Origin of the sequence: Jatrophihabitans sp. (genome assembly GCF_046262535.1) — a bacterium.
Taxonomy (GTDB): Bacteria; Actinomycetota; Actinomycetes; order Mycobacteriales; family Jatrophihabitantaceae; genus Jatrophihabitans.
In genome coordinates, this window is the sequence record NZ_JBHEMO010000106.1 from 1 (window position 1) to 15085 (window position 15085).

A 15085-nucleotide genomic window follows, 5' to 3' on the forward strand; every position below is an offset into this window, starting at 1 on the left:
GGTCATCGATGACCGGGACCTGGGGGAGGAGACCGCGCGCGCCGGCCGCTTCGGCTATGCCAGCCGACACCTGCTCCTGTCTTCGGCCGCGGTGCCCGAGCGGGCCGCCTCGGTGCAGGTACGCACGGTCCTTCAGCATGCGTGGGCGGAGTTCGAGCACGACATCCGCTACAAAGGCGTGGTGCCCGCCGAGCACGCGCCGGATCTGGATCGCCGCTTCACCCTCGCCGCTGGTTTGCTGGAGCTGGCCGATCGCGAGTTCTCCGAGATCCGTAACCGGATCCAGGCCTCATTGTCCGAGCTGCGTCCGGATCTCGACCCGGCCGATCCCCGGATCAGCCCGCAGGAACTGGCGACCTTCCTCGCGTCGCAGTACCCCGATGCGAGCTGGTCGCGCAGCAATCACTACGGATGGATGTCCGGGCTGCTGCTCGAACTCGGCATCACCTCACTCGACGAGCTGGGCGGCCTCCTGGCGTCGGTCGACATGGATGCGCTGATCAAGCGGATGGGCTATCAATACCCTGCGGGCGCCGTGCGCCGCCTCGATGACGCGCTCCTCGCCATCTTCGGCGCGCGGTACGTGGCGCTGACGGGAAACGCGCATCGGATCCCGCTACTGACCAACCGCCTGGAAAAACTGTCCGGGCGTCCCACGTAACCCCGTCAGCCGACGCGGTTGATCAGCTTCTTGTCCAGCATCTGGTCGAGGAACGCGGCCACATCGGCGCGGCACGCTTCGGGTGTCACCGCGTACTCCGCGCTGACCGCGGCACAGAGCTGGTCCAGCGTTGCCGGCTCGGCGAGGGCTTCCCAGATCGTCGCGGCGACGTCGCGCAGACCGAAGTACTCACCCTGCTCCACGCCCATCATGACGAGTTCGCCGTCCATCACGACGGCGTTCAGGTCGGGGCGGCGCAGGTAGGCGCTCGTCTCGTCAACGCTGATCATCTGAGTCCGCTCCTCGCGCCGTGCTTCGTCTCGATGTCGTTCAGGATGAAGTCGGCCGTGGCCGCCGGAGTCATCGTCCCAGCCGGACGGAGGATCCGAGCGATCTGAGCCTGTTCGCCGACGGTCGCGCACAGTTGCGCGTGCTGCCAAACGGCGGCCTCGCCGACGAGCAGCTGCCGCCGGTAGGTGTGCTCGCTGAGCAACGCGAACTTGGCGATGCCGGTCAAGGGGGCCAGCGTCAGGTCCGGCTCGTCGTGGGTTTCCAGGGCGTAGACCCAGCGGACCGGCAAGCTGGCAGCGTCGCCGGCGGCGATGGGGACGCTGTACTTGGGCGCCTCGGCCCGGACCCGCTCGAGACCGTCCGGCGCCAGACCGAACTGCGGGAGCGAGTCCTCCCACAGCTTGATGCGCGGGTAGCCCGGCAGCGCCCGTCCGCGACCGTCGACCGGCACGACATCGTCGGACAGGACGCTCAAGCCGCGGCGGGCGAACTCGGCGGCGAGCGTCGACTTGCCGGTGCCGGAATGGCCGACCACCACCGCGCAGGCATCCCCCATCCGCAAGCCGTTGCCGTGCAGCACGAGGTGACCCCGCTGCATCATCACCGCGCCCATGACGGTGCCGAGGAGGAACAGGCGGATCGCCCGTTCGTCGGCGCGGGGGACCGGATCGATGACGATGCGGGCACCGTCGCGCGCCTCGAACCGGGCGACGTCCTCGACGGCCAACCCGCAGGCCGTCGCACTTCGCCACAGTCCTCCGGCGACGATGGCCGCGGATGGTGATGGCCCGGACAGGGCGCCGAACTGGATGACGATGTCTGCGCCGTCGCCGGACCTCTGGCCCACGGCGCGCGAGTCGAGCTCAGGCAGCTCGATTTCGCTTTGCAGCGTGAGCCCGTAACAGACGTAACTTGGCACCGGACATCCTGACATCACGGGAACAATTGGGCCACGGGAACGCCGCGACAACCGTATAGCCCATCGCATCGCCACCGACGACGACACGATCGCCCACCTGCACCCAGGCGTGCGCGACCAGATCGCCGTTCCCGTCGCGGCGCAACCCGAAGAAGACGGTGTGGGCAACCCTCGCAGCCTTCAGCTCCAGGCGGGCGGCCACCGCCTGGGGATAGCACTGCGAACGCCAGGGCGTGCGAGCTGCTGCCCGGCCGACCTGCCGGGCGATCAGGCCGGCCCATCGTTCGTCGCGCGGGCTCGGAGTAGCCGGTTGTGAACTCGCGCCCGTTCGGCCGGCCAGACGGGTGACCGGCACACCGCTGACGATGGCGAGGCGGCTGAGCCCCAGCAGGATCCAGGAGATGCCGAAGACGAACGGGTCGAGGGTGGCGAGGAGACGACGATGCGCCCGCCGGCCATGATCACTCATGACGTTCGCGGGCGCATTCGGCCGAGAACACGGGACCTTACAAAGCGGTCAGCTCCCGACGCTGACGCTGACGCCGACACCGACGCCGACACCGACGCCGACACCCACGTCCGTGGTCTCGGTGACGCTGAGGGACTCAAGGACGGGCGCGACGTAGACCTTGCGCTCGGTGCTCTCGCTCATTCGCATTCCCTTTCACAAAGGCTCTTACTCGATCAACGAGCCCGGGAGCAGAAAGTTAGCACCAAAGCGGAAATCCCTCGACTCGAAACCGGGTCAGTTCGACCGCCCTGCCGCATTAGGGCGAAATGCCCGCGCGCGCACGGCGACGTCCAGCCCGGCGGCTTGCGCACGGATACTCTCAGCCGGTGGATCCGAGCCCTGCCGCGACGGAGCGCGTGCGGGTTTGGGCGCGGTCGGCCCTCGCGCTGGAATCCGGCCGTTCGCCCCGGCCATCGGAGCCCAGCAACCTGACGCCGCACGAGCTGCTGGCGGCCGTCTACCGGCACCGCTTGGTCGAATTGCTCGGCGAGCACGCCGACGCTCTCGAGCTCCCGGCGCCCATTCCCGAGCAGCTGAGCACGCAGCGCCGGCGCGCCCAGCGGTCGATCATGGTGCAGAGTCTCGAGATCGGCCGGATCGCCGCCATGTTCTCCGCCGCCGGCATCCGCTGGCTGTCCTTGAAAGGGCCCGCGCTGGCCGTCCAGACAACCGGGGCGGTGGACGGGCGCGGAGGCGGTGACATCGATGTGTTCGTCGCCGCCGAATCGGTCGAGGAGACCTTCCGGCTGCTGATGGGCGCGGGCTGGGCGGTCCGCGCGCCCAATCCCGGCGACCCGGCGTCGTGGGCTTGGCGGCACGTCCTCCGCACGTACAACGAGATGACCTTCGACGGGCCCCACAGTTCGGTCGACGTCCACTGGCGCCTCGACCCGACGCTGTCCGCCCTGCCGGACTTCGAGACCGCCTGGTCGCACCGCGTCGACGTCGAGTTGCCGGGCATCACCGTCGCGACCCTCAGTGCCGCTGCGGCGTTCAGCCACACCTGCCATCACGCCGCGAAGGACGAGTGGCGCTGGCTGCGCAGCCTCGTCGACGTCCACCGGCTGGCCCGGGCGCCCGACGTGTGGACGGCCCGGGAACTGTCCCGCTTGGAGCTGGCCACCCTGGCGGTGACCGACAGCTGCGTCGGTCTGCCGGACGGCCTGCCGCCCTCGGTGCAGGATCAGCTGCGGACGGTGTCGGGCCGCGCCGCCGACCGCGCGCGGCGCGCGCAGGACCGGCCGGTCCTCGCGGAGAACGCGGTGCCCGGCGCGCACATGTGGCGGGCGACCAGATATCGCCTGTCGGCCAGCCGGGCGCCGGCCGACCTGCGGATCGCGGTGGCCGCGGCGGCGCTGCCGGCCGGTTCGGTGGCCGGCCTCACCGCGTCGTCGGCGTGGGCGGCGTTGCCCCGCCTGGTCGCCCGGCGGTTGGGTCGCCTGCTGTCCAAGGTGGCCATCTGGATGGGCGGCGGCCCGAGCGGGGCCGGCCGCGCGGGCGGGGCCGGCGGCCCGGTCCGCCCGGATGTCCGATGATCCGTCGCGCCGGTTCCTACCTCGGCCTGATGGCCGCGACGGTCGGCCGCGGCGCCGTCGCACGGCTGCTCGCCCTGCAACTGCTGGTGGCGGTGACCGAAGGCGCCGGCCTGACACTGCTGGCGCCGATCCTGCAGTCGGTGTCGGGCCGCGACGACCTGACGGTGCCGGGTCTGGGGATCGACCTGACGGTCACGCGTGCGTTCGTCCTCGTCATCGTCGTCGTCTGCATCCGGGCCTTCGGTCAGTGGCGGGTGGCCGTGCGGTCTGTCGACATCCGGCTCATCACGATCGACGGACTGCGGCTGCGGCTGCTCGACGACCTCTACACCGCCGAGTGGCGCTACCTGGCCGGACAGCGGCGCAGCCACATCGTCCAGCGGCTGACCACAGAGGTGGAACGGGCGCAGTCCGCGCTGGTCACCCTCTTGAACATGATCGTCTCGGCGCTCGTGCTCGCCGCCACGGTCGCCGTGGCCATCCTGATCACCCCGCTGCTCGGCGGACTGACTGCCCTGGCCCTTGTGATCGTCGCCGGAGTCTCCCGCCGGTCCATCCGTTCCTCCTCCGTCCTCGGTCGCACGATGAACGAACGGACGGAGACGTTCGGCGCCGCGGTCACCGACTCGCTCTCCTCCATCCGGCTGATGCGCGCGCACGACGCGTCCGCCACCTGGTCGAAGATCGTCGCCGACGAGGCCCGGCGGTTCCGCGAGGTGCGCCGCGCCTTCGTCCTCAGATCGTCAGCCGTGATGGCCGGGCTCGGCGTGATCGTGGTCCTCGCCGTCCTTGTCCTGATCCTGATCGGACGGGCGAGCGGGCTGTCGTTCGCCGCGCTCGCCGCGCTGGCCGTGATCGCCACGCGCATCCTCGGTGCGGCGCAGGTGCTGATGGGCTCGCTGCAGAATTTCGCCAACGACTCACCGGCGCTCGACCGGCTCACCGAATTCGGCCGCGAAGCGTCCCGGCACAGCGAGCGCCGAACCGAGCCGGCGGGATCGGCGCCGACGCCGACCGTCACCGGCGCGCCCCTGCTGTCGCTGCGCAACGTTGCCGTCCGCTACCAGGAGCAGGCCGCACCGGTGTTCTCCTCGGTGTCCCTGGACGTCCCTCGCGGCGGTCTCGTCACGCTGACCGGGGCGAGCGGGGCGGGCAAGAGCACGTTGCTCGACGTGGTCCTCGGCCTGCTCGCACCCGACGAGGGTGAGGTCCTCGTCGACGGTGCTCCGTTGCGGGACCTCGCCGGGTGGCGCGCCCGGCTGGGGTACGTCCCGCAACAGACGCTCCTCGTGCCCGGCTCGATGCTCGAGAACCTGACGTGGTCTCTTCCGCCCGGCCGCAACGTCGATGAGGCGCAGGTCTGGGCCGCATTGCGCGGGGCCTGCCTCGATGACGTCGTCGCCGCACTGCCCAGCGGTCTCGGGACCGTTCTGCACGAGTCGGCCGAGTTGTCGGGGGGCGAGCAGCAGCGGCTGAGCATCGCGCGCGCCCTGCTCCGCCAGCCGGAGCTGCTCCTGCTCGACGAGGCGACCAGCGCCCTGGACGGAGCCATCGAGCAACGGGTCCTCGAGCACCTGCTCGACAGCAGCCGCGCGGTCATCCTCGTCACCCACCGGATCACCGAACATGCCCGAACCCGAGCGACGATCGCTCTGCATCTTGAGAACGGATCGTTGCGTCCGGCCTGACCAAACTGTGCGTTGCGCGACCCTGCCCGCCTGCCCGAGAGGACCACCACCATGCCGACCGGCGATCACGTCGCGTACTTCGCGCTCGGCGGAACCATCTCCATGACGGCAGCGCCGGCCGGTGGTGTGGTCGCCCGGCTGCGCGGCAGCGAGCTGGTCAGCACGGTCGGCGACTTCCCCGTCGAGGTCCGGGTCCACGACCCGGCCGCCGTGCCGAGCGCGTCCCTCACCTTCGACCACGTGCTGGACGTCGTCGACGCGGCCGAGCAGGCCGTCGCCGAGGGGGCGATCGGCATCGTCCTCACCCAGGGCACCGACAGCCTGGAAGAGACCGCGTTCCTCATCGACTCGGTGTGGACGCGCGACGAGCCGTTCATCGTCACCGGTGCCATGCGGAACCCGACGATGCCGGGCGCGGACGGGCCGGCCAACCTGCTGGCGGCACTGCAGGTCGCGTCGGCACCCGAGGCCCGCTCGCGCGGCGTGCTCGTCCCGTTCCTCGACGAGATCCACTCCGCGCGGCACGTCCGCAAGTCCCACACCACCAGCCCGGCCGCCTTCGTCTCGCCCGACGTCGGCCCGATCGGTCACGTCGTGGAGGGCACACCGCAGTTCCTGGCCGGCCTTCCGGCCCGACGTCGCATCACCGGCTGGACGCGCGAGAGCGTCGCCGGCACGCTGGTCGCCCTCTACACGACGACGTTGGACGACGACGGGAAGTTGCTGGAAGGTCCGTCGCACAGCCATCAGGGACTGGTCGTGGCCGGCTTCGGCGCGGGGCACGTGCCCGCCGAGCTCGTGCCGGTGCTGGTCGAGATCAACGACGCCATGCCGATCGTGCTGTGCTCGCGGGTCGGTGCCGGCGCCGTGCTGGCCAACACCTACGGCGCGCCCGGCGGCGAGCGCGACCTGTTGTCCCGCGGCCTCGTCCGCGGCGGGTTCCTGCACCCGTTCAAGGCCCGGGTGCTGCTCCGGCTGCTCGTCGCGGCCGGTGCCTCCCGCGCCGACATCGCCGACGCGTTCGCCGCGTTCGGCTGACCCGCGGATCTTTTGACGGAGGTCCGTGTCAGAGTGGACGACGTGCAGGACGAACGGGGCGACGCGGCGCCAGTGGTCCTGGTCATCGACGGCAACTCCCTCGTCCACCGCAGCTTCCACGCCCAGGCCCGCACGGCGTCGCACACGGCGGACGGCCGCCCGTGCTGGGCGGTGCGCGGACTGCTGATGCAGCTGGTCGCCGCGGTCGACCGCATCCGTCCGGCGGCCGTCGTCGTCGGTTTCGACGATCCGGGCAAGTCGGTACGCCGCGACCGCTGGCCCACCTACAAGGCCACCCGGGTCGACAAGCTGGACAGCCTGATCGACCAGTTGCAATGCGCGGTCGAGGTGCTGCGCGAACTCGGCGTCGCCGTCGTCGTCCCTCCCGGCCTCGAGGCCGACGACGTCCTTGCCTCGACCGCGGCCCAGGCGGCAAGGCTCGGTGCCACGGCGGTCGTCGTCACGTCCGATCGCGACGCGTTCGCCCTGATCGACGACACCACCCGGGTCCTGCGGATCATCAACGGTGGCGTCGAGGCGTCACCGCTGATGAACGCCGACCGGCTGGTCATGCTGCTCGGCATCCGGCCTGAGCAGTACCGTGACTATGCGGCGCTGCGCGGCGACCCGTCGGACAACCTGCCCGGCGTCCGGGGCATCGGCCCGCGCACCGCCGCGCGGCTGCTGCAGGAGTTCGGCAGCGCGGCCGCGGCCTTCGCCGATCGGGACGCCGTGCGGACGAAGTTCGGCGCGGGGCTGGCGGCCAAGCTGGCCGACCCCGCCGCCCGGGCCGCCTGGGAACTCAACTGCCAGGTCATGACCATGCACGCCGATGTGCCGATGGACCTCGACCTCGTCGCGGGCCCGGGCGTCCTGCCGCTGCCGGCCGACGCGGTCGCGCGCGTCTTCCGCGAGCACCAGCTTGTGTGGTCGGTGAACGAGGCGCTGTGCGTGCTGGCCTCCGCCGACCCGGACCGGCTCGAGCAGCCGCGGGCCCCACTTCCCTCGTGGATCGAGCCGAGCGACGGCTTCGCCCGGCCCCGGCTGCCCAAGCTGCCGGCTCGCCGGCCCGAACCCGCCCAGCTCTCGCTCTTCGACTGATCCGCTTTGCACCTTTCAGGGTCGCTACCGGGTCGGAAAAGCAGCGCTGAAAGGTGCAAAGCGGGGAGGGGTCAGCCGGCCAGGGCGTAGGTCGGCGCCCGGGTTCCGGTTACCCGGGTCCAGACGCGGCGGGCCGGCTCGTTCCAGGGCGCGATGTCGGCGTGGACGCTGACCAGCCCGGCCCCGCGCGCCCGCTCGACCAGCAGGTCGACCAGCGCCGTCCCCACGCCATGGCCCTGCTCGACGTCGATCACGCAGACGGCGACGTCGGCGGTGTCCGGCTGGGCGGCGTTGCGGCCGTACTCGGCCCACCCGATCAGCTCGCCGCCGTCCACCGCGGTGACCGCGTCCCACAATCGCGGCCACCGCTGCTCGGTGCTGCGCAGGTAGCTCGGCGGCAGGGTCGGGACCGCGCCCCAGAACCGCAGCCGCAGCGTCCGCTCGGACAACTTCGGTGCGGCGGCGGCCAGCAGAGCGAAATCGCCGTGCTGCCACGGCCGGACGACGAGCGACTCTGACTTCATATCTGGAAGCTAGAACCGTTCGATGCTGACTGTCAATTGAATAGTCAGCTATGGTGACGGGATGAGTTGGCTCGACTTCGACACCGACCGCTGCTCCGTCCAGCGCACCCTCGCCGTCGTCGGCGAGAAGTGGACGATGCTGCTGATCCGCGACGCGGCCAACGGCGTCCACCGCTTCGACGACTTCCGCCGACATGTCGGGCTGTCCGAGGCGGTCCTCGCCGACCGCCTGCGCACCCTCGTGGCCGAGGGCATCTTCGAGACCCGCGAGTACCGCCGGCCGGGTCAGCGCAAGCGCAACGAGTACCGGCTCACCGCCAAGGGCTGGGACCTCTTCCCCGTGCTCGTCGCCCTCGCCCAATTCGGCGACAAGCACTACGCCGACGAGGCCGGGCGGCCGTGGGAGATCCGGCACAAGGACTGCGGCCACCTCGTGCGGGTCGACGTGCGGTGCAGCGCCGACGACACGGTCCTGACACCGCGCGACACCGAGGCGGCCCCCGGCCCCGGCGCCAGGCCCATCGCCTCCTGACCGAGCCTCGGACTCGTGTGTGGCGGCCGGGCGGGTAATACGTCGGCGCGTCGCCCCGCTGGGTAGCCACACACCGAGGCGTTGCAACCCGAACGAAGCTCTGACGTTCGCGACGCCGTCGCCGCACTACAGTTCGGGCGTGTCCGCCACCGCCCGCGCGCGCGGCCTCGTCCTGGTGGTCGAGGACGAGCCGGCGATCGCCGACGTCATCCGGCTCAATCTGGTCAATGCCGGCTACGGCGTACATGTCGAGAACTCCGGCGATACCGCCCTCGACGCCGTCCGCCGGTTCAAGCCGGCGGCCATCATTCTCGACGTGGGTCTGCCCGGCATCGACGGCGTCGAGATCTGTCGACGGCTGCGCGCCGCCGAGGACTGGACGCCGGTCCTGTTCGTCACCGCCCGCGACGACGAGGTCGACCGGGTGGTCGGGCTCGAGCTCGGCGCCGACGACTACGTGACCAAGCCGTTCTCCCCACGCGAGCTCGTGGCCCGCGTGACGGGCGTCCTACGGCGGGTGAACGGGACGCCCGACGCCGCCCCGCGCACGCTCGGTGGGCTGACGGTCGACACCACGCAGCGCCGGGTCTTCCACGGCGACCAGGAGCTGACGCTCACCGCCACCGAGTTCGACCTCCTCGCCTACCTGATCCGGCGTCCGGGCCGGGTCGTCACTCGCGAGCAGCTGCTCAGCGAGGTGTGGGGCTACTCGGCGGTCGCGGGCACCCGGACGGTGGACGTCCACATCGCCCAGCTCCGGGCCAAGCTCGGTGCGGCCAGCCCGATCCGCACCGTCCGCGGCGTCGGGTACTCAGCCGAATGAGGAAGCGGGCGTCGCTCGCGACCCGGATCTCACTGCTGAGCGTCGGCATCGCCGTCGTCACGGCTGTGCTGGCCGGCGCGCTCGCGACCGGGCTGATCCGCAACAACGGGGCGGACACCGCCCGCAAGACGCTCGGTCGCCTCGCCGACGTGACGCAGTCCGTGGCCGGCAACGCGAGGACCGGCGCCGGCGCCCAGGGCCGGCTGCGCACGGCCCTGCAGGGGCTGAACGTGCGCAGCGGGATCGTGCGTAGGAACGCGACTATCGCCACCGCCTTCCCGATCGTCCGCCGAGCGGTCACCGCCGCCGACGTCGCCGCGCTGCTCGCCGGGAACGACGTGTCGGCCACCCGCACGGTCGACGGCACCACCGTGTTCGTCGAGGGCCGGGCGGTCGACGGTGCGGGCATCGTTCTCGTCCAGCGGCGCACCGACGCCGTGGCGCAGAACGAGCGCGCGTTGCGCCGGATCGCCGTCGCCCTGTTGATCGCCGGGGCAGCCGCGGCCCTGCTCGGGCTCTTTGTCGCCTGGCGGCTGGCCCGCCCGCTGCGCCGGGCCGCGGCGGCCGCGCACTCGCTCGCCGCGGGCAATCGCGACGTCACGCTCGCGGCCGACGGGCCGGCCGAGGTGGTCGAGGTCAGCGAGGCGGTCAACGCGCTCGCCGCTGCCCTGCGTCAGTCCGAGCAGCGGCAGCGCAACTTCCTGCTGTCGGTCTCGCACGACCTGCGGACGCCGTTGACCGCGATCGCCGGCTACGCCGAATCGCTGGCCGGCGAGGTGATTCCGTCCGGCGAGGCCGCGCACGTCGGCGAGGTGATGCTCGCCGAAGCCAAGCGGCTCGAGCGGCTCGTCGGTGACCTGCTCGACCTGGCCCGGCTCGGCGCCGACGACTTCCGCATCGAGTTCGCGCCGGTGGATGTCGCCGGTCTCGCCGCCGGCGCGGCCCGCGTGTGGGGCGATCGCTGCGCGGCCAGCGGGGTGCGGTTCCACTTCGAGGTTCCTGCGTCCCCGCTGTGGACGATCACCGACGCCGCGCGCTTGCGCCAAGCGCTCGACGGACTGTTCGACAACGCGCTGCGGGTGACGCCCGCCGGAGCGCCTATCGTGCTCGCGGCCCGTCCGGAGCCGGGCTGGATCGTGATCGAGGTGCGTGACGGCGGGCCCGGGCTGGCCGACGCCGACCTGCCCGTCGCCTTCGAGCAGGGCGTGCTCTACGAGCGGTACCGCGGCGTTCGGCAGGTCGGCAGCGGGCTGGGACTGGCGATCGTGCACGGCTTGATCCGCCGGCTCGTTGCCACGATCGAGGCCGGCTCGGCCGGCGAAGGAGGCGCACGGTTCACCGTGCGCCTCCCGGCCGCGCCTTCTGGCTGACCGCTACTTCTTGATGTCGACCACGTGCTTGGCCGTGACCGTCGACGTCCCAGTTCCGGTCGCCATCACGTGATCGCCCTTCGCCACCTTGTCGATGGACGACGCCGCACCCTTTCCGTTCGTCCGCATCCGCACCTTGGTGTCCTTGTCGACGACGAACGTCTGGCTGTGTTTGTCGGCCGCCTGCACGGTGATCGACGTGGCCGACACCGACGTGACCGTTCCGTTGATCAGCGTGTGCGTGACGAAGCCGTCCTTGCCCTTGGTGACGATTTGCGCGTGGGCGAGGTTGCGCAGCAGCTTGCCCTTGCCCTTCATCTTGTCCTTGCCGGGGTGGGCCGACGCCGTGGCCGTCGTCGTCCCGTTCGTGCTGTCCGATCCGGTCAGCGCGATGGCGGTGCCGCCGGCGCCGACGATGGCGGCGGCGGTGATCCCGCCGAGCAGAATTCTGCGATACATGGTCGCTCCTCGTAGTGGTTTCCGTCGCTGGATCCACTGTGACCGCCGGACGTTCGCGGCAGGGCCGATCCATGTTCGGATCCGGTAAGAACAGCGCGTCGTCGGGGTCACTCCATAATGTCAGGCACCCATGAACGATCTGGCCGAGAAGGCACTGCACGGTCTCGACGTCGGACGCCGCAAGGTGGCCCGACGGCCGATGCTGGCCTTCGGCCTGCTCGGCTTCGCCCTGTCCAGCGTCGTCGTCGTGGCCGGGGGCCGCGTCGGGGCGACGCGGGCGACCCACTCGCTGACGTCGTGGTTCGGCCTGCAGGACTCCCATGGGGTCTCACTCGGCGACTGGGTGCCGGGCGTGATCATGTTGGCCGGCGTCGTCGCACTCGTCCTCACCTGGATCTGGGTGGTCGAGTTCGTCCGCCGCGTCAACCCGCCCGAGAGCCGCGTCTGGTCCGTGGCCGCGGCATGGATGGCGCCGTTCGCGCTGGGCCCGCCGTTCATGGACACCACCGTCTACAGCTACACCGCGTTCGGCCTGCTGCAGCGCCATGGCCTGAGTCCGTACGACTTCGGCGCCAACCGGTTGGGCGGCGGCAGCTCGATCGTGGCGGCGATCGAGCCGAGCGCGCGCGGCGGCCCCAGCGGCGTGGGTCCGCTCGGGACGTTGATCGAGCACTTGTCGGTGTCCATCGGCGCCGGCAGCGCACTGGGTGCCGTGGTCGTGCTGCGCATCATCGGCGTGTTGGCCGCCGTCGCGATCGCCGCCCTGGCCGCCGATCTGGCCGGCACGCGCCGTTCGCGTGCACTCACGCTGACGATCCTGAACCCGCTGCTACTGCTCTACGTGGTGTCGGCCTGTCATCTGGACGGCGTCATGGCCGCGCTGATCCTGGCCGCCCTCCGGCTCGCCAATCAGCGCCGCTGGCTACTGGCCATCGTGCTCGCCTGCCTGGCCGGTTCGGTGTCCGGACAGGCGTTCGTGGTGCTGCCGGCCATCATGGCCGTCCACTGGCTGGGCCGGCGCACCGTCTCGGGCTGGCAGCTGCTCGGGCGTGACGCGGCCGTCGCCGTGGCCGCCGCGGCAGTCGTCGGCGTGGTGGTGCCGGACGGCTTCGGCTGGCTGTGGACGGTGAGCAAGCAGTTCTCGGCGCATCCCCCGTTCACGATCGCCACCGGCATCGCCAAGCTGTTCACGCCGATCGTGCGCGGCGCCTCGTACGACGACCTCGCCGCCGGTGCCCGGATCACCGTCATCACCGCGATGATCTGCCTCGTCGCCTACCTGATCGCCACCGCGCGACAACGCGCCCTCGAGCGCACGGTCGGCTATTCGTTGCTGGCCGTTGCCCTGCTCGCCCCGGTGCTCTATCCGTGGTACCTGCTGTGGGGCGTCGTCTGCCTGGCCCCGGCGGCGAACGGGTCGCGCCGCATCGCCGTCCTCGCGCTCTGCAGTGCCGGGTGCCTGCTCAACCCGATCGGCTTCACTCCGATGACGGCGAACGTCATCTCCGGCTGCGGCCTGGGCGTGGTGGCCGGAGCGACGGTGGTCGTGTCGGCGCTGCGCCGCCGAGCCGGGATCCGGGCCCAGCCAATCAGCGCCGGAAGCTGACGAGCCGGGCGCCGCGGGCCGGGACGGTGGTGATGTTGCGCGTCTTCGCCCGCTCCGCCGGCCCGCCCGGCGCGATCTCCACCCGCTGGAGAACCGCCTTCAGCACCGCCTGCGCCTCGACGGTGGCCAGCGCGGCGCCGAGGCAGCGACGCAGCCCGCCCCCGAACGGGATCCACGTCGCCGGCGGCGGGTTCTTGCCCAGGAAGCGTTCCGGGCGGAACTCCGCCGCCGCGGCGAAGATCTCCTCGCGGCGCTGGACGAGCTGGATCGACGGGAAGATCACGACGCCGGCCGGGAGGTCGTAGCCGGCGATCTGCACGGGCTTGTTCAACCGCCGGGCGACGCTGTCGATGACCGGTCGCAGCCGCATCGCCTCCTTGACGGTCGCCTCGAGATACGCGTCATCGTTCTCGTCGGCGGCGCGCTGGACCCGGGCCAGCAGCTGCGGGCGGCGGGCCAGGTCGTGCAACGTCCAGGCCAGCGTGGAGGCCGTCGTCTCGTGCCCGGCCAGCAACAGCGTGATCAGGTGGTCGCGCAGTTCCGCGTCGCTCTGCGCGGGATCGGCGACCAGCAACTTCGAGAGCACGTCGCGGCGTTCGGCCAGGTCGGCCACCTGACGGCGTTCGGCGATCTCGTCGTAGATCAGCTGGTCGACGGCGTCCTTGAGCTGGGCGAAGCGGCGCCACGGACCCACTCGCTCGAGTCGCGGGTACATCCAGCCCAGGAAGATCGTCGGGCCGATCTTGACCAGGCGTTGCAGCAGCGGGCGGAGCTCGGCCATCCGGGCCTCGTCGGTGACGCCGAAGACGATGCGCAGGATCACCTCGAGGCTGACGTCGTTCATCCGCGGATGGACGGCGAACGGCACACCGACCGGCCAGGTCGCCACGCTGTCGGCGGCCAGTTGCTCGACGACCTCGCCCCAGCCGCGCATCGCTCCGCCGTGGAAGGCGGACATGACCTTCTTCCGGGCGGCCTTGTGCGCGTCCTCGTCGAGCAGCAGTACCGAGTGCTCCCCCATGATCGGCCCGAGGATCGCGTTGCCTTCGCCGGCGTGGAACGTGTCGGCCGGCCCGGCGAACACCTCGCGGATGTGCTCGGGCCGGGTCAGCACGACAGCGCGACCGGCCGGCGCGATGTGGATCGAGAAGACGTCGCCGTACCGCCGTTGCCACCGGGGGGCTGCGACGTCGCGCTGGGTGAGAAAAAGGATCGTCTGCAGGGCGACCGGGAGCTTCGGCCCGGGCGGCAGGCGCAGCGTGGCGGGCAGTTCGCGCTCGACGACGAACTGTTCGGTCAGGGCCATGCGGCACCTCCGGAGATCTGGCCGACCTCCCAGATATACGCTTGTATAAGACGCTTGTCTAGATAGCTCGGCTACTGTCGTCGGCGTGGGCCACCGCGAAGAGCTGCTGATCGCCGCCCGCCGGCTGCTCGAGGAGCAGGGCTACGCGCACATCACCGCGCGCGACCTCGTCGCCGCCTCCGACACCAACCTGGCGAGCATCGGCTACCACTTCGGCTCCAAAGCGGCGTTGCTGAACGCCGCGATCGAGGCGTCGTTCGAGGACTGGGCGACCCAGCTGGCCGACTACGTGATGTCCGATCCGGCCGCGACGCCGCTGCAGCGGGCCAGTGCGACCTGGGTGGCGGCGCTCGAGCGGCTGCCCGAGCGGCACTCGATCCTGCAGGCCTACGTCGAGGCGCTCGCCCAGGCACTGCGGGTCCCCGAGCTCAGGGCGCAGCTGGCCGAGCACTACCGGCGCGCGCGGACGATGGTGGCCGCGCTCGTCGCCGCGTCCCTGGGTGACGGCGCGGATGCCGACGACCCGCGGTGCCGGGCTGTGGCGACGCTGGTCATCGCGGCGTGCGACGGATTGGCCTTGCAGTCGCTGCTCGATCCGGAGAACTCTCCCGACCCGGACGACCTCGCCGAGGGCCTGGCCGCGGTCTGGCTCGCCTCGGTACCCCAGCCCTAGTTGGCGATCTCGCGGACAGCGGGGCGGACGTCGGCGAGATAGACGGCC

17 protein-coding genes are annotated in these 15085 nt (G+C 71.3%); 10 read left to right on the plus strand and 7 right to left on the minus strand.

Annotated elements, in window-relative coordinates:
* Positions 1 to 661, plus strand: a 661-nt coding sequence (locus tag ABR571_RS14365) for a GTP pyrophosphokinase family protein (protein WP_409453887.1), incomplete at its 5' end; no start/stop codon positions are given.
* Positions 662 to 666: 5 nt separating this feature from the next.
* Here ABR571_RS14365 and ABR571_RS14370 read toward each other — a convergent pair.
* Genes ABR571_RS14370 through ABR571_RS14385 form a run of 4 tightly spaced genes read right to left on the minus strand, consistent with a single transcriptional unit; the run spans position 667 to position 2523 of the window.
* Positions 667 to 951 (minus strand): PqqD family peptide modification chaperone, encoded by a 285-nt coding sequence (locus ABR571_RS14370; RefSeq protein ID WP_409453888.1) that lies wholly within the window; start codon positions 949 to 951, stop codon positions 667 to 669.
* Positions 948 to 1871 (minus strand): hypothetical protein, encoded by a 924-nt coding sequence (locus tag ABR571_RS14375; RefSeq protein WP_409453889.1) that lies wholly within the window; start codon positions 1869 to 1871, stop codon positions 948 to 950. Before ABR571_RS14375 ends, ABR571_RS14370 begins: the two co-directional genes overlap by 4 nt.
* Positions 1816 to 2340 (minus strand): lasso peptide biosynthesis B2 protein, encoded by a 525-nt coding sequence (locus tag ABR571_RS14380; protein ID WP_409453890.1) that lies wholly within the window; start codon positions 2338 to 2340, stop codon positions 1816 to 1818. Before ABR571_RS14380 ends, ABR571_RS14375 begins: the two co-directional genes overlap by 56 nt.
* Positions 2341 to 2388: 48 nt before the next feature.
* The gene (locus ABR571_RS14385; protein WP_409453891.1) at positions 2389 to 2523 is read right to left on the minus strand and encodes a hypothetical protein; all 135 of its coding nucleotides are present in this window, start codon (positions 2521 to 2523) and stop codon (positions 2389 to 2391) included.
* A gap of 185 nt (positions 2524 to 2708) precedes the next feature.
* Between ABR571_RS14385 and ABR571_RS14390 the strand changes: the two genes are divergently transcribed.
* From ABR571_RS14390 to ABR571_RS14405, 4 genes are read left to right on the plus strand one after another with little or no spacing between them, the layout of a single operon-like run.
* The gene (locus ABR571_RS14390) at positions 2709 to 3917 is read left to right on the plus strand and encodes a nucleotidyltransferase family protein (protein ID WP_409453892.1); all 1209 of its coding nucleotides are present in this window, start codon (positions 2709 to 2711) and stop codon (positions 3915 to 3917) included.
* Complete coding sequence (locus tag ABR571_RS14395; RefSeq protein ID WP_409453893.1) at positions 3914 to 5605, plus strand: ATP-binding cassette domain-containing protein; 1692 nt, start codon at positions 3914 to 3916, stop codon at positions 5603 to 5605. Before ABR571_RS14390 ends, ABR571_RS14395 begins: the two co-directional genes overlap by 4 nt.
* 51 nt (positions 5606 to 5656) lie before the next feature.
* Positions 5657 to 6643, plus strand: coding sequence for an asparaginase (locus tag ABR571_RS14400; RefSeq protein WP_409453894.1), 987 nt, complete (start codon positions 5657 to 5659; stop codon positions 6641 to 6643).
* Positions 6644 to 6676: 33 nt separating this feature from the next.
* Positions 6677 to 7744: a 5'-3' exonuclease H3TH domain-containing protein gene (locus tag ABR571_RS14405; protein ID WP_409453895.1), complete on the plus strand. Its 1068-nt coding sequence runs from the start codon at positions 6677 to 6679 to the stop codon at positions 7742 to 7744.
* Between the two features lie 71 nt (positions 7745 to 7815).
* On the opposite strand, the gene ABR571_RS14410 is transcribed toward ABR571_RS14405, so the two are convergent.
* Positions 7816 to 8268, minus strand: a complete 453-nt coding sequence (locus ABR571_RS14410) for an N-acetyltransferase family protein (RefSeq protein WP_409453896.1) — start codon at positions 8266 to 8268, stop codon at positions 7816 to 7818.
* A 61-nt stretch (positions 8269 to 8329) separates the two neighbouring features.
* On the opposite strand from ABR571_RS14410, the gene ABR571_RS14415 reads away from it, so the two are divergent.
* The 3 genes from ABR571_RS14415 (at position 8330) to ABR571_RS14425 (ending at position 10993) form a co-directional block, all read left to right on the plus strand.
* Entirely contained in the window at positions 8330 to 8800 is a 471-nt protein-coding gene (locus tag ABR571_RS14415) for a winged helix-turn-helix transcriptional regulator (RefSeq protein ID WP_409453897.1), read from the plus strand.
* Positions 8801 to 8939: 139 nt separating this feature from the next.
* Positions 8940 to 9623: a response regulator gene (locus ABR571_RS14420; RefSeq protein ID WP_409453898.1), complete on the plus strand. Its 684-nt coding sequence runs from the start codon at positions 8940 to 8942 to the stop codon at positions 9621 to 9623.
* Positions 9620 to 10993: a sensor histidine kinase gene (locus ABR571_RS14425; protein ID WP_409453899.1), complete on the plus strand. Its 1374-nt coding sequence runs from the start codon at positions 9620 to 9622 to the stop codon at positions 10991 to 10993. Before ABR571_RS14420 ends, ABR571_RS14425 begins: the two co-directional genes overlap by 4 nt.
* A gap of 3 nt (positions 10994 to 10996) precedes the next feature.
* Here the strand turns inward: ABR571_RS14425 and ABR571_RS14430 are convergent, their stop codons facing one another.
* Entirely contained in the window at positions 10997 to 11452 is a 456-nt protein-coding gene (locus ABR571_RS14430; RefSeq protein ID WP_409453900.1) for a hypothetical protein, read from the minus strand.
* Positions 11453 to 11582: 130 nt separating this feature from the next.
* Here ABR571_RS14430 and mptB point away from each other — a divergent pair, with 130 nt between their 5' ends.
* Complete coding sequence (gene mptB, locus ABR571_RS14435) at positions 11583 to 13058, plus strand: polyprenol phosphomannose-dependent alpha 1,6 mannosyltransferase MptB (RefSeq protein WP_409453901.1); 1476 nt, start codon at positions 11583 to 11585, stop codon at positions 13056 to 13058.
* Here the strand turns inward: mptB and ABR571_RS14440 are convergent.
* The gene (locus tag ABR571_RS14440) at positions 13042 to 14364 is read right to left on the minus strand and encodes a cytochrome P450 (protein ID WP_409453902.1); all 1323 of its coding nucleotides are present in this window, start codon (positions 14362 to 14364) and stop codon (positions 13042 to 13044) included. The two genes, mptB and ABR571_RS14440, sit on opposite strands and share 17 nt — an antisense overlap.
* Positions 14365 to 14449: 85 nt before the next feature.
* Between ABR571_RS14440 and ABR571_RS14445 the strand changes: the two genes are divergently transcribed.
* Complete coding sequence (locus ABR571_RS14445) at positions 14450 to 15037, plus strand: TetR/AcrR family transcriptional regulator (RefSeq protein ID WP_409453903.1); 588 nt, start codon at positions 14450 to 14452, stop codon at positions 15035 to 15037.
* The last annotated feature ends 48 nt before the right edge of the window (positions 15038 to 15085 follow it).

Coding starts and splice junctions, on each gene's coding strand:
- ABR571_RS14370 (WP_409453888.1), bottom strand. CDS start 951: ATGATCAGCGTTGACGAGACGAGCGCCTACCTGCGCCGCCCCGACCTG.
- ABR571_RS14380 (WP_409453890.1), bottom strand. CDS start 2,340: ATGAGTGATCATGGCCGGCGGGCGCATCGTCGTCTCCTCGCCACCCTC.
- ABR571_RS14385 (WP_409453891.1), bottom strand. CDS start 2,523: ATGAGCGAGAGCACCGAGCGCAAGGTCTACGTCGCGCCCGTCCTTGAG.
- ABR571_RS14395 (WP_409453893.1), top strand. CDS start 3,914: ATGATCCGTCGCGCCGGTTCCTACCTCGGCCTGATGGCCGCGACGGTC.
- ABR571_RS14400 (WP_409453894.1), top strand. CDS start 5,657: ATGCCGACCGGCGATCACGTCGCGTACTTCGCGCTCGGCGGAACCATC.
- ABR571_RS14410 (WP_409453896.1), bottom strand. CDS start 8,268: ATGAAGTCAGAGTCGCTCGTCGTCCGGCCGTGGCAGCACGGCGATTTC.
- ABR571_RS14415 (WP_409453897.1), top strand. CDS start 8,330: ATGAGTTGGCTCGACTTCGACACCGACCGCTGCTCCGTCCAGCGCACC.
- ABR571_RS14425 (WP_409453899.1), top strand. CDS start 9,620: ATGAGGAAGCGGGCGTCGCTCGCGACCCGGATCTCACTGCTGAGCGTC.
- ABR571_RS14430 (WP_409453900.1), bottom strand. CDS start 11,452: ATGTATCGCAGAATTCTGCTCGGCGGGATCACCGCCGCCGCCATCGTC.
- mptB (WP_409453901.1), top strand. CDS start 11,583: ATGAACGATCTGGCCGAGAAGGCACTGCACGGTCTCGACGTCGGACGC.
- ABR571_RS14440 (WP_409453902.1), bottom strand. CDS start 14,364: ATGGCCCTGACCGAACAGTTCGTCGTCGAGCGCGAACTGCCCGCCACG.